Origin of the sequence: Geomonas sp. (assembly GCF_035254065.1) — a bacterium.
Taxonomy (GTDB): domain Bacteria; phylum Desulfobacterota; class Desulfuromonadia; order Geobacterales; family Geobacteraceae; genus Geomonas.
Map to the genome: position 1 here is coordinate 1 of NZ_DATFBA010000311.1, position 13,612 is coordinate 13,612.

Here is a 13,612-nt window from a genome sequence, read left to right on the forward strand (position 1 = left end):
CTTTCCGTACCACGGGACAACCCTCACCCAGCCTTCGGCCACCCTCTCCCTTGAAGGGGCGAGGGTGTCAGATGGCAGTGGGGGGCGGAGCTTCATTGATAGTTATTACGGGGGAATCATGCGACACGACGTGCTTATAGCTGGATTCGGCGGGCAGGGGGTGCTTTTGGGCGGCAACCTCCTCTCTTACGCCGCCATGGATGAAGGGAAAAACGTCAGCTACTTCCCGGCCTACGGCGTGGAAAAGAGGGGCGGCTCCGCCACCTGCACGGTGGTGATCGCGGAAGGCGCGGTCGGCTCCCCGGTGGTGGGAAGTCCCTCCACCCTGGTCGCCCTCAACCAGGCCTCGCTGGAGCGTTTCGGCTCCCGGGTCAAGCCGGGCGGCGTCTGCATCGTCAATTCTTCCCTGGTGGACGCCTCGGTGCTCGGCCGCGAGGATATCGAGGTGGTGACCGTACCGATGAACGACATCGCCATGGACCTCGGTGATGCCAGGATGGTCAACATGGTCGCCCTCGGGGCATACGTGGCGGTTACCGGCGCAGTCACCGTGGACTCTCTGGCAGGCGGCCTCAAACATGCGCTTCCGGAAAGGAATCATCGCTTCATCCCGGCCAACCTGCAGGCCATAGAAGCGGGTGCCCAGGCGGCCGGCGCTAAAAAAGCTTGACTTCGGTGGGCGGGTTCTGCTATTTAACGTATCTCACTTGCTGGGGTGTCGCCAAGCGGTAAGGCAACGGACTCTGACTCCGTCATTCCGAGGTTCGAATCCTCGCACCCCAGCCAATTAAAGCTTTCAGGCAGCACCAGATAGAGCAGGCGGCATCGACTCACAGCAGCGTTACCGACCAACTCAGGTCCCATCGTCTAGTGGTTAGGACACCGGCCTTTCACGTCGGTAACAGGGGTTCAAGTCCCCTTGGGATCACCATCTAAAAGCAGCGTCTTCCGGACGCTGCTTTTTTTATACCTACTCCCCCACGCGGCGCCCTAACAGGTGCCGCTTTATTTTCACCTAACTGCTACTTCCAGCTGCAGCACCCCGCCTGCGAAACCTCTCTGGCGCTTTCTAAAGCACACCTTCCCCCCCTTCGTCAGGCTGGGCACATGGTGCTCCGTGTTCCTTTTTTGCCGCTCCCTAACATTTTAAGTTGCTAATTAGAAAACACTACTCTAATTTATAATGTGCTTCAGAACGCCCGCCGTGAGGTCCGCATGAGATACCTGATCCTGATGCTCCTGTTCCTGCAGCTCGTCATCGTTCCCTCCTTGTGTCTGGCTGATACCGACGGGTGGGCCGGGCCCCCGACCCAAGGAGCCGCTGGGGATAGCCCAGCCGGCGCGATCTCGACCGGCGCCTCCCAAGACGGCGTCGGCGCGGCTGGCCAATCATCGAAGGAGAAGCTGGAATCGACCCCAAACGGGAGGCTCGAACTGAGAGGTGAGTCCGGGGACAGCGAGATCCTGCTGACCTGGTATGTCACCGAACAAGGTCCCGGCAAGCCGGTCAGCTTCGTGATTTCCTACCACGGCGACCTGGATAAGGTAGAGAAGAAGCAGGAGCAGATAAAGAAGAGTCCCTACCGGCTGCGGGGCCTGAAAAACGGCCAGCACTACTGCGTGCGGGTGTCCGGCTATTCCAGAGAGGGGAAGGAGGTGGTCTCCTCCGACGAGCTCACGCTCATCCCGCTTTCCCCTGACGAACTGAGTTCTCCGCTCGAGCGCGCCTTCTCAGCAGGCCTACCCAAGAAGCCCAACGGGGAGAAGCAACTCCTAAAGCAGTTCGGATACGACTTTTTCAGCAACTCGGTGGCGGCCTCGCCGGACAACCAGCCGGTGGGATCGGACTACGTGGTCGGGCCTGGCGACGCGCTGCGTATCGATGTCTGGGGCTCGGTGCAGGCCCGCTATGACCTGGTCGTCGATAGAAACGGCGAGGTCCTGATACCGAAGGTGGGAGCGGTCAAGGTCTGGGGGCTCAACTACTCCCAGCTGCGTGCGGTGATCGACAAGGCGATCTCCCGCTACTACCGCGGCTACGAGCTGAACGTGACCCTCGGCAAGCTGCGCACCATCCAGGTCTTCGTGGTGGGAGAGGTACGCGAGCCAGGCTCCTACACGATAAGTTCCCTGGCCACTGCCATCAACGCCCTGTCGGCTGCCGGCGGCCCCACCAAGAACGGCTCGCTCAGGAAGGTGCGGCTGCTCAGGGGGGGGAAGACCGTCCAGGAGATGGACCTCTACGCGATGTTCCTCTCCGGAGACCGCAGCCGCGACCTCAGGGTGGAGAACGGCGACACCCTCTTCGTGCCGCTGATCGGTCCGGTGGCCGCGGTGGCCGGCGAGGTGAAGCGTCCCGCGATTTACGAGCTGAAGGGGGAGAAGACCCTTCCCATGCTGCTGGAGATGGCCGGCGGCATCACCGCCGCTGCCGACAACACCCGCATCCAGGTGGAGCGGCTGGAGGACAACAACGCCCGCGTTATCCTCGATTACCATCCCAAGACCCGCAACCTCGATAACCAACTCTCTACGGTCCCCATCGTCGACCGCGACCTGGTCAAGGTTTTCCCCTTTTATGACCACCCCCGCGGCATGGTCACCCTGAAAGGCAACGTGGCGAGGCCCGGTGATTACCAGTTTCACGAGGGGATGAGGCTCAGGGACCTGATACCCGACTACAGCGCGCTGCTTCCGGAGACCTACCTGGGGGCGGTGGAGATCACCCGGATGCAGCTTCCCGACCGCCACGTCGAGAAGCTCTCCGCCAACCTGGGTGAAGCGCTTGCCGGCGATCAGTCGGAAAACGTGGAACTGAGGGAGCAGGACACGGTGAAGGTTTTCTCCCGCTGGGACATGCAGGAGCAGGCCATGGTCTCGGTGACCGGCGAGGTGGTGAAGCCGGGGAGCTACCCGTTCTACCCGCACATGACGGTGCGCGACCTGTTGACCGCCGGCGGCAGTCTCAAGCGCAATGCCCTTCTGGGAAGCGCGGAGCTGACCCGGACCGAGGTGCGGGGCGGGCTGGCGGTTGCCAGCAGGGTGAACCTCGACCTCCAAAAGGTGCTGGCCGGCGACCCCGCCGCCAACCTAACCCTGCAGCCGGACGACATGCTGACCGTGAGGAGCATCACCAACTGGATGGCGGTGCCTGACCGGTTCGTGACCCTGAAGGGGGAGGTCCGCTACCCGGGGATGTACTCGATCACCTACGGGGAGCGGTTGAGTTCGGTGATCAATCGGGCCGGTGGCTTCACCGAGCGCGCCTACCTGCGCGGGGCCCGTTTCACCAGGAGGTCGGTGCAGGAAATGCAGCAGAAGAGGATGGACGAGGTCATCGAAAGAAGCGAGCAGCAGATCCTGAAGAAGCAGAGCGAAGCCTCGGCGGTCGCCTCCTCAGGTGAGGACATGGCGGCTACCAAGTCCTCCCTCGACTCCCTGTTGAAGAACCTGGAGATCCTCAAGAACAAGAAGGCCGAGGGGCGCATCGTGATCAACCTGCTGCCGCCGGACCAGCTCGCCAGGACCAGCTATGACCTGGAACTCATGGGAGGCGACGAGTTGGAGGTTCCCGTCACCCCCAGCGTGGTCAGCGTGCTCGGGGACGTCTACAACCCCACCTCCTTCGTGTATCAGCGAAACGAGACGGTGGCGGGCTACCTGCAGAAATCGGGCGGTCCCTTGAGTGACGCCGATCCCAGCGAGACCTACATCGTGCGGGTGGACGGCAGCGTTACCAGTAGGCAGCAGTCGTCCTTCGGGTTCCGCTGGGATGAAAACGACAAGAGCTGGCACTTCGGAAGTTTCATGTCCCGCACCCTCAATCCGGGCGACACCATCGTGGTTCCGCAGAACTACGATCACATCGCATGGCTGAGGGAGATCAAGGACCTCACCACCATAGTCTCCCAGGTGGCCCTCACCGCCGGCACCATCTTCCTGTATTTCAAATAGCCGTAGTATCCAATGGCCTGTCCCCCAACGTTCCCTCCCCCGACGGGGGAGGGGCGGGATGAGGGAATCCTTTCTCGACCGGAACAAGCCCGGCTTACTCCGGTCCCGCTACCGCCACCACTATGATCACCTCTTCCGTAACCTGATTTTTACTGGCGCTGCCGCCTGTTTTCTGCCATTATCGACCCTTTCCAGCTTGACCCCATTCAACGTCCTCACCCCATAAGGAGCCTTCACATGCTTGACGCTGTGATCTTCGACTTCGACGGCATCATCGTCGACACCGAACCCCTTCACTACAAAGCCTTCCAGGAGCTGCTGGTTCCGCTTGACCTCGGCTACTCCTGGCAGGAATACATAGACACCTACATGGGATTTGACGACCGCGACGCCTTCCGGGAGGCCTTCCGCGCCGCCGGCCGCCCACTGCCGGACCAGGAGCTGAAAAGGCTGATGGAAGCAAAGGCCAAGGCCTTCCTGGACATCGTTGCCACCGGCGTCGCCCCCTATCCGGGGGTGGTCGACCTGATCCGCTCCATCTCCGGCAACCTGCCGCTTGCCCTCTGCAGCGGCGCGCTCAGAAGCGACATCGACCCCATCCTGGCCCAGCTCTGCCTCACCGGCGCCTTCGACTGCATGGTGACCGCGGACGAGGTGACGGCCAGCAAGCCTGACCCGGAGAGCTACCGGCTCGCCGTGCAGAGGCTCCAGGAGCGCTACCCCGACTCCATCGCTCCGGGGAGGTCCCTGGCTGTCGAGGATACCCCCGCCGGCATCACCTCCGCGGCCGGTGCCGGGCTGAACGTGCTGGCGGTCACCAACAGCTATCCCGCCGAGCGCCTGACCGGCGCCATCCGGGTGGTCGATTCCCTGGCCGGGGTCAGCCTGGACACCCTGCACCTCCTCATCTGATCCTCCATCATGAAGACCCCTCCCATCTCCGCCATTCTCCCGGAGCTGGTGGCCGCCCTGGAGCAGACCAACGTCGCCGTGCTCCAGGCGCCGCCGGGCGCCGGCAAGACCACCCGCGTCCCTCTGGCCCTGCTTGACTCCCCGTTTCTGAACGGGCAGCGGATCGTCATGCTCGAGCCGCGCAGGCTGGCCGCCGTCAACGCCGCCCGCTACATGGCCTCCTGCCTTGGGGAGGAGGTGGGGAAACGGGTGGGCTACAGCATCCGTTTCGAGCGCAAGGTCTCCGCCGCCACCCGCATCGAGGTGGTGACCGAGGGGATCCTGGCCCGCCGGCTGCAGAGCGACCCGACCCTGGAAGGGGTGGGCGCGGTGATCTTCGACGAGTTCCACGAGCGGAGCCTGGTCTGCGACCTTTCGCTCGCGCTGTGCCGCGACGTCCAGCAGGGGCTGCGCGAGGAGCTGAGGATTCTGGTCATGTCGGCCACCCTGGACGCCGCCCCGGTGGCGAGCCTGCTGGGGGGAGCGCCGCTCATCTCCAGCCCGGGGAGGCAGTTCCCGGTCGATATCCGCTATCTGAAGGCGGAGCCGGCCGGAAGGCTTCCCGATATCGCCCTCTCCGCCGTCCTGGCCGCCCTGGCCGAGACCGGCGGCGACATCCTGGTTTTCCTGCCGGGAGCAGGCGAGATCCGCAGGCTGGAGAGGCTTCTCAAGGAGCGCCTGGGGGCCGACATCCTGGTGGCGGTCCTCTACGGCGACCTCCCTTTCGCCGTGCAGGAGCGCGCCATCCTCCCCGCCGACCGCCGCAAGGTCGTCCTCTCCACCAACATCGCCGAGACCAGCCTCACCATCGAGGGGGTCCGGGTGGTGATCGATACCGGCTTTTCCCGCCAGCTCCGCTTCGATCCATCCACCGGCCTTAACCGGCTGGAGACCCTGCGCATCTCGGCGGCTTCGGCCGAGCAGCGGGCCGGGCGCGCGGGGAGGGTGGCACCGGGCGTCTGCTACCGCCTCTGGACCGAGCATGCCCACAAGACCCTGCTCCCCTTCACCCCTCCCGAGATCCGGGTCTCCGACCTCACCCCGCTGGCTCTCGATCTCTCCCTGTGGGGAGTGGCCGATCCGGCTTCCCTGAGCTTTCTCGACCAGCCTCCCGCCGGCCACCTTGCCGAGGGGCGAAACCTCCTGCGCGAGCTGGGCGCCCTCGATGCGCGCGGCGCGATCACCGAGCTCGGGAAAAAGATGGCGGCTCTGCCCATGCATCCGAGGTTCGCCGCCATGCTGATCGCCGCCGCTGCCAAAGGGGAGGGGGCCCTGGCCTGCACGCTGGCAGCCGTCCTCTCCGAGCGGGACATCATGCCGCGAGGGGAGGCCTCCGTATCGGAGAGCGATGTGCTGGACCGGGTGGAAGCGCTGGAGGCAGGAGTTGATCCCCTGGGAAGCCGGACCATCGAGCGGGTGGCGGAGTACTTCAGGAGAACGCTGGGGATGGCGGAGGGCGCACCTCGAAGGGGGGCGGACGCCGCCCTGGTCGGCGAACTGTTGATGAAGGCCTATCCCGACCGGGTGGCCAGGGAGAGAAGCCCCGGCTCCGGGCGCTACCTGATGGCCAACGGTTCCGGCGCCCGTCTCTCCCCGCGCAGTAACCTCAGGGGGCAGCCTTTCCTGGTGGCCGTCGACGTGGAAGGGGGAGTCGCCGAGGGTGAGGTGCACATGGCGAGCGCGGTGACCCTGGCAGCTATCCGCGCGGAGTGTGCCGCCGCCATCACCAGGGGGCGTGCCGTATTCTGGGACGAGCGGGAAGGGAGGGTGGTGGCCCGCGAAGAGGAGCGCCTGGGAGCCATTCTCCTTTCGGAACGTCCCTCTGCTCCTGCCAAGGAGGAGGTCGGGGCCGCACTGGCACGGGGAATCGTGACCAGGCCCGGCATCGGCGGGCTGAACTGGAGCGAGCAGGCGCTGGAGTTCCGCAACCGGGTGCGGTTCCTGGCGCGGGTCCTCCCGGAGGAGGGACTTCCCGATCTCTCCGATGAGGCGCTCACCGCGACCCTGGAGAGCTGGCTGCTCCCCTACCTGGAAGGGGTGCGGACGCTCGCCCAGTTGGCGCGGGTGGACCTGCTGGCGCCGCTTAGGGCTCTACTTAGCTGGCGGGAGCAGAAGCTTCTGGACGAGGGGGCGCCGACCCATCTGCCGGTGCCCAGCGGCTCACGCGTCCAGCTGCACTACCCGGACGCCGGCGACCCCTACCTGGCCGTCAAGGTGCAGGAGATGTTCGGTCTGGCCGAGACGCCGCGTATCGCCCTGGGGAGGGTGCCGGTGGTCATTCACCTGTTGTCGCCCGCGCGCCGGCCGATCCAGGTTACCGCCGATCTGAGGAGTTTCTGGAATGGCGCCTACCGCGAGGTCTGCAAGGAGCTGAAGGGACGTTATCCGAAGCACCCCTGGCCGGAAGACCCGTGGAACGCACCGGCGACCCGGCATGTGAAGAAGCGGATGTAAGGAGAGGGTGGGGTTAGGGTACTTTCCACGAAGCTGCGAGGCTTCCCTCACCCCGGCCCTCCCCCGTGGGGGGAGGGAGCGCTTGGGACTGTGGGAAGAGTTGATGGATAATGATTATCTCAGGTTGGTGAAGACGATCGACCCGTCCTTGTGCAGGTAGCTCCTGACCCCGCCGGAGACGTCCGGGAGGCCGGCCCCGGTCTTCAGATATGCCTCGGTCACGTTCGACCCGTTTCGCCACAGCTCGAAATGGAGATGCGGGCCGGTCGACCTGCCGGTTGAGCCGGACAGGGCGATGGTGTCGCCGGCCGCCACCTGGTCGCCGGCCCGGACGTTCAGCTGAGAATTGTGCCCGTACAGCGAGGTGCTCCCGTCGGGGTGCTCGATGGCGACCAGGTTGCCGTAGCCACCATGCGGAGCGCTCTCCAGCACGCGGCCGGCGGCGATCGCCCGCACACTGGTGCCGACCGCAACCGCGATATCCACCCCGTTGTGATGCCTGATGGCGCCATCGATCGGGTCGTGGCGCCAGCCAACCTTCGAGGTGACCACACCCTTCACCGGCAGCAGCGGGTCTTGCGAGGATGACAACGGCTCGCAGGTAGCTGCCTCCTTCGCTTCACGCTTTACCTCCGGCCTGCGCGCCCCTTCCCGCTTCTGTTCCGACTTCCCGCTCGACTCCCGCATCACCTTGACCCCGCCTTTGACCGGGGTGTTGGTATACACCTCCACGCCGTCTTCGCCGGTATAGCGGTAGAAGTCTCCGTACGCGCAGCTGGCGACCAGCAGGCAGAGTGCCACCTGCAGGAAAAAGGTGCCTGCGCCTGCTCCTCTTTGCCTGGTACCGCGTTCTTTCATCGCTCACTCATAGGTGCAAACCAGCTGTCAGAGCCCGAAAACTCCCCGCGTGCTCTCTATCATAAAAAATGCAAGGATGCTCGGCCCGCTCGTTGCATGTAGCTCCGCCAAGGGCAGAGCCGGCAGGGGCCGGTTGATTGGTGCGCACCACTATAGCGTGCCCTGCGAGCATTGGCAAGCTTGGCCGGTGGTCGTTGTGCTGCCTCATTCGTCGGCATGGGAGGAAACTGCTGCCTCTTTATTGTGCAGCCGTCATGCTTTCTCGCGTTGCTCCCCAACACAATAAGCAAAGCGCAGGGGGCTGTGGCGCTGGACGGAACCGGGACTGGATGGCCGCTTTAGGAGCGCTCTTTCCTCTCCCCGTCTGCCCTTGTGCCAAACGCATGTCCACTGCCCACAAAAGCGTCACCGTCGGTGGCCCGGGGTCAATCACCGGTTGGGTGGAATTGGCATCTCTTTTGCTGTTAACTACGGGTTTTATGGCAAAGTTTCCTAAACCCTGAAAACTTCGAACCGGAATAAGCATATCCTGCTTATTTTTTACTCACAGCTGTATAAAAAGGAGGCAGTATCGTGGAAATGTTTGGGCAAAACGTGTATAACCTGTCCGTGATGAGAGAAAGATTGCCGAAAAATGTTTTCAAAAATCTGAAAAACACTATCGAAGAAGGTCTGCCCCTGGACCCTTCCATTGCAGACGTCGTCGCGACTTCCATGAAAGAGTGGGCCATCGAGAGAGGCGCCACCCATTTTACCCACTGGTTCCAGCCGATGACCGGCATCACCGCTGAAAAACATGACTCCTTCATCTCCCCCGCCGATAACGGGGTCCTGATGGAATTCTCCGGCAAAGAGCTGATCAAGGGCGAGCCGGACGCCTCCTCCTTTCCCTCCGGCGGCCTGAGGGCCACCTTCGAGGCCCGTGGCTACACCGCCTGGGACTGCACCTCGCCGGCCTTCCTGAGGGAAGAAGCCGACGTCATCACCCTGGTCATCCCCACCGCCTTCTGCTCCTACACCGGCGAGGCGCTCGACAAGAAGACCCCGCTGCTGCGCTCCATGGAGGCCCTCTCCAAGCAGGCGGTCCGTATCCTCCGTCTGTTCGGCAACACCGAGGCCACCAGGGTCACCTCCACCGTGGGCGCCGAGCAGGAGTACTTCCTGGTCGACAAGTCCTTCTACCTGGAAAGGCCCGACCTCATGCTGGCCGGCAGGACCCTCTTCGGCGCCATGTCCTCCAAAGGGCAGGAGCTGGAAGACCACTACTTCGGCAGCATCAAGGAGAGGGTGCTCTCCTACATGAAGGAAGTGAACGAGGAGCTGTGGAAACTGGGCGTTACCGCCAAGACCCAGCACAACGAGGTGGCCCCGGGACAGTTCGAGATCGCCCCGATCTTCGAGAACACCAATATCGCCACCGACCACAACCAGATGGTGATGGACGTCCTGAAGCGCGTCGCCCTCAGGCACGACCTCGTCTGCCTGCTGCACGAGAAGCCGTTCGCCGGCGTGAACGGCTCCGGCAAGCACAACAACTGGTCCATGAGCTCCAACGACGGCCAGAACCTGCTCGAGCCGGGTCACACCCCGCACGAGAACGCCCAGTTCCTGACCTTCCTGATGGCGACCATCAAGGCCGTGGACACCTACGCTGGCCTTCTGCGCTGCTCCTGCGCCAACGCCGGCAACGACCACCGCCTGGGCGCCAACGAGGCGCCGCCGGCCATCATCTCCATGTTCCTGGGCGAGCAGCTGGCCGACATCCTCGACCAGATCGTGGCTGGCGGTGCGAAGTCCTCCACCAAGAGCGGCCTGATGAAGATCGGCGTCACCACCCTGCCGGCGCTCCCGAAAGACACCACCGACCGCAACAGGACCTCGCCGTTCGCCTTCACCGGCAACAAGTTCGAGTTCAGGATGCTCGGCTCCTCCTTCTCCATCTCCGGCCCGAACATCATCATCAACACCATCATCGCCGAGACCCTCAAGCAGTTCGCCGACAAGCTGGAGAAATCCAAGAACTTCGACGCCGACCTGCAGAAGCTCCTGCAGGAGACCGCCAAGAAGCACCAGCGCGTGGTATTCAACGGCAACAACTACTCCGACGAGTGGGTCAAGGAGGCCAAGAAGCGCGGCCTGCCCAACATCCCCAACACCCCGGAAGCCCTCAAGGAGCTGGTCAGCAAGGAAGCCGTGGAAGTGTTCGTCGCCCACGGCGTCTTCAACGAGAAAGAGCTGCACGCCCGCTACGACATCATGGTCGAGCAGTACGTCAAGGCCCTGAACATCGAGGCGCTGACCATGCTGGACATGGCCAAGCAGAGCATCGTCCCGGCGGCCATGGAGTTCGCCACCGAAGTGGCAACTTCCTACAACGCCGTTGCCGCCGTATCCGGCAAGCTGGACGTCTCGGCCCAGAAAGAGCTGCTGGGTGAGCTGTGCGACAAGCTGGCCTCCATGAACGGCAACGTCAAGGCGCTTGAGAAGGCTCTGGACGCCGCTCTGAAGATCGAAGATGTCGAGAAGCAGGCTGCTTCCTTCAGGGAGAAGGTGTTCGCCAAGATGCTCGACCTGCGCGCCGACGGCGACGCACTGGAGAAGATCATCGCCGCCAAATACTGGCCGCTGCCGACCTACAGGGAAATGCTGTTCATCCTGTAATCACAGAAGTTGGTTGTACTCTCGAAAAGGGGCCTCATCTCGAGGCCCCTTTTTTGATCAAAAGCACGGGGAGCGGGGGGCCAACGTTGTCGTGCAGGGTGTCGAGATAGCAACGAGCAATCTATTCCTCTTGCTCGCAGCTCATGCGCTGATGCGGCCCTGGAAAGCTGCTGCTTGACTTGCGCTGGTCGACATCTACACTATACTTTTGCTGCATTTTCTCCGCAGCAATCAACCGCCCCCGGATTCCGGAACTGTCATTCGGTAACTCTCCAATAGTTGGCAAACAATTTGCTTTAAATTTAGTCGATAAGTGATTCCGGTGGGTTTATTCATCTTGCAATTTGAAGGCAAGCTCACTATAATCCGTCCCTCATTGAAATTTATACGGAGGTAACTGCCGTGAAGAAAGTCGAAGCGATTATCAAACCTTTCAAACTTGACGAGGTCAAAGAGGCCCTCAACGAGATTGGGATCCAAGGGATCACGATCGGTGAGGTAAAAGGGTTCGGCCGGCAGAAGGGGCACACGGAACTGTACCGTGGCGCCGAGTATGTCGTCGATTTCATACCGAAAATCAAGATGGAGATCATCTGCTCCGACGAGGTGGTCGCCAAGGTGGTCGAGGCCATCGAGCAGGGGGCCAAAACCGGCCGCATCGGCGACGGCAAGATCTTCGTGACCCCGGTGGAAGAGGTTGTCCGGATCAGGACCGGCGAGCGTGGTGAAGACGCCCTGTAGTCGGCCTGATTTTCAAAAAAATCAAAGGAGACTGTAGATGACACCTAAACAAGTAGTGGAGTTCGCCAAAGAAAATGGCGCTCTGATGGTCGACTTCAAGTTTATGGATTTCGTCGGTATCTGGCAGCACTTTACCGTTCCGATGAGCGAATTCAGCGAAGACACTTTTGAAGAAGGTCAGGGCTTTGACGGCTCCTCCATCCGCGGATGGCAGCCGATCCACGCCTCCGACATGATCATCATCCCGGATCCCAAGACCGCCAAAATGGATCCCTTCACCGCAATCCCGACCCTCTCGCTCATCTGCGACATCTTCGACCCGATCACCAAAGAAGATTACAGCCGCGACCCGCGCAACATCGCCAAGAAGGCCGAGAACTACCTGAAGTCCACCGGCATCGGCGACACCGCCTACTTCGGACCGGAAGCCGAGTTCTTCATCTTCGACGACGTCCGTTACGACTCCAACGCCAACTCCTCCTTCTACTCGGTTGACTCGGTGGAAGGGATCTGGAACTCCGGCCGTGAAGAGTTCCCGAACCTTGGCTACAAGCCGCGCCACAAGGAAGGCTACTTCCCGGTTTCCCCGACCGACTCCCAGAACGATCTCCGTAACGAGATGGTTCTCGAGCTGCAGAAGGTCGGCATCCGCGTCGAGTGCCAGCACCACGAAGTCGCCACCGGCGGCCAGGCCGAGATCGACATGCGCTTCTCCTCGCTGGTCGACATGGCCGACCAGCTCCAGTGGTTCAAGTACGTGATCAAGAACGTGGCCAACAGAAACGGCAAGACCGTCACCTTCATGCCGAAACCGCTCTACGGCGACAACGGCTCCGGCATGCACTGCCACATGTCGATCTGGAAGGACGGCACCAACCTGTTCGCCGGCGACAAGTACGGTGGGCTCTCCCAGATGGCCCTCTGGTACATCGGCGGCATCATCAAGCACGCCCGCGCCCTGTGCGCCTTCACCAACCCGACCACCAACTCCTACAAACGTCTGGTGCCGGGCTTCGAGGCTCCGGTGAACATGGCTTACTCCAGCCGTAACCGTTCCGCTTCGCTGCGTATCCCGATGTTCTCCAGCAACCCGAAAGCCAAGCGCATCGAGTACCGTACTCCGGACCCGTCCTGCAACGGCTACCTCGCCTTCGCTGCCATGCTGATGGCCGGCCTCGACGGCGTCGAGAACAAGATCGATCCGGGCCAGCCGCTGGACAAGGACATCTACGGTCTGTCCCCGGAGGAGCTCTCCACCATCCCGTCCGCACCGGGCACCCTGGAGGAAGCTCTCAAGGCACTCGCCGAGGACCACGACTTCCTCCTGAAGGGCGACGTCTTCACCCCGGACGTCATCGAGAAGTGGATCGAGTACAAAACCGAAGCCGAAGTCAACCCGGTCCGTATGCGTCCGGTACCGCTCGAGTTCGCTCTGTACTTCGACATCTAGGCAGATCTGCTCATACGGGCAGCAAAAAAGGCGGGGGAAACCCCGCCTTTTTCGCGTCATGGGAGGAGGTCTTTCTCCTTGATGCGGTTGGGAAAAACTGCTAACTTCACCCACTGCCGATTTGCCGCGGAAGCGGCAGAGTGCCGCGGCGCGAGGGGGAAGTTTGCAGCAGCAAGAGAAGGTGAAAAAGCTGGTCGAGTGGTTCGTGCGGGGGGCGCTGCGGCATGCCGAGGCCATGGAGGCCATGGACGACGAGGCGGCTGCCGCCGAAGTCGCGGACCTGAATCGCTACTATGCGGCACTGAAGCGCGAGGGAGGAGTGGACGAGCTCCTGCTTCTACTTGGCCACCCCGAACCGGCCGTCGCCGGGATGGTGGCCGTCTATGCCATGCGCGAGGCGCCAGGACGCTGCGTGGTGACCCTTACCGCCATTGCGGCGCTGCCCGGGTTGATCGGTTTCAGGGCGCAGGCAGCTCTTGAACGCTGGGAAAACGGCGACTGGGAGAAATAGCTCCGGCTGGTCCCGATGGACCGCCGTCACTT

At 62.5% G+C, this 13,612-nt stretch carries 9 protein-coding genes and 2 tRNA genes; 10 read left to right on the forward strand and 1 reads right to left on the reverse strand.

Going from position 1 to position 13,612, the window contains the following annotated elements; translation table 11 throughout:
* Positions 1-118 precede the first annotated feature (118 nt).
* The 6 genes from VJ604_RS14275 to hrpB all read left to right on the forward strand — a co-directional run bounded on the left by VJ604_RS14275 (position 119) and on the right by hrpB (position 7,359).
* Entirely contained in the window at positions 119-670 is a 552-nt protein-coding gene (locus tag VJ604_RS14275) for a 2-oxoacid:ferredoxin oxidoreductase subunit gamma family protein (RefSeq protein WP_324083587.1), read from the forward strand.
* A gap of 41 nt (positions 671-711) precedes the next feature.
* Positions 712-786, forward strand: a tRNA-Gln gene (locus VJ604_RS14280).
* A 70-nt stretch (positions 787-856) separates the two neighbouring features.
* A tRNA-Glu gene (locus tag VJ604_RS14285) sits at positions 857-931 on the forward strand.
* Between the two features lie 284 nt (positions 932-1,215).
* Positions 1,216-3,954, forward strand: a complete 2,739-nt coding sequence (locus tag VJ604_RS14290; protein WP_324083589.1) for an SLBB domain-containing protein — start codon at positions 1,216-1,218, stop codon at positions 3,952-3,954.
* Positions 3,955-4,191: 237 nt separating this feature from the next.
* A complete protein-coding gene (locus tag VJ604_RS14295; RefSeq protein WP_324083591.1) occupies positions 4,192-4,866 on the forward strand; it encodes an HAD family hydrolase in 675 nt (224 codons plus the stop codon).
* A gap of 9 nt (positions 4,867-4,875) precedes the next feature.
* Positions 4,876-7,359 (forward strand): ATP-dependent helicase HrpB, encoded by a 2,484-nt coding sequence (hrpB, locus tag VJ604_RS14300; RefSeq protein WP_324083593.1) that lies wholly within the window; start codon positions 4,876-4,878, stop codon positions 7,357-7,359.
* A 114-nt stretch (positions 7,360-7,473) separates the two neighbouring features.
* Here the strand turns inward: hrpB and VJ604_RS14305 are convergent, their stop codons facing one another.
* Positions 7,474-8,217: a M23 family metallopeptidase gene (locus VJ604_RS14305; protein ID WP_324083595.1), complete on the reverse strand. Its 744-nt coding sequence runs from the start codon at positions 8,215-8,217 to the stop codon at positions 7,474-7,476.
* Between the two features lie 579 nt (positions 8,218-8,796).
* Between VJ604_RS14305 and VJ604_RS14310 the strand changes: the two genes are divergently transcribed.
* From VJ604_RS14310 to VJ604_RS14325, 4 genes are all read left to right on the forward strand, one after another.
* Positions 8,797-10,878 (forward strand): glutamine synthetase III family protein, encoded by a 2,082-nt coding sequence (locus VJ604_RS14310; protein ID WP_324083597.1) that lies wholly within the window; start codon positions 8,797-8,799, stop codon positions 10,876-10,878.
* 402 nt (positions 10,879-11,280) lie between these two features.
* Positions 11,281-11,619: a P-II family nitrogen regulator gene (locus VJ604_RS14315; RefSeq protein ID WP_324083599.1), complete on the forward strand. Its 339-nt coding sequence runs from the start codon at positions 11,281-11,283 to the stop codon at positions 11,617-11,619.
* A gap of 37 nt (positions 11,620-11,656) precedes the next feature.
* Positions 11,657-13,069 (forward strand): type I glutamate--ammonia ligase, encoded by a 1,413-nt coding sequence (gene glnA / locus VJ604_RS14320; RefSeq protein ID WP_324083600.1) that lies wholly within the window; start codon positions 11,657-11,659, stop codon positions 13,067-13,069.
* A 163-nt stretch (positions 13,070-13,232) separates the two neighbouring features.
* The gene (locus VJ604_RS14325) at positions 13,233-13,580 is read left to right on the forward strand and encodes a hypothetical protein (protein ID WP_324083602.1); all 348 of its coding nucleotides are present in this window, start codon (positions 13,233-13,235) and stop codon (positions 13,578-13,580) included.
* The last annotated feature ends 32 nt before the right edge of the window (positions 13,581-13,612 follow it).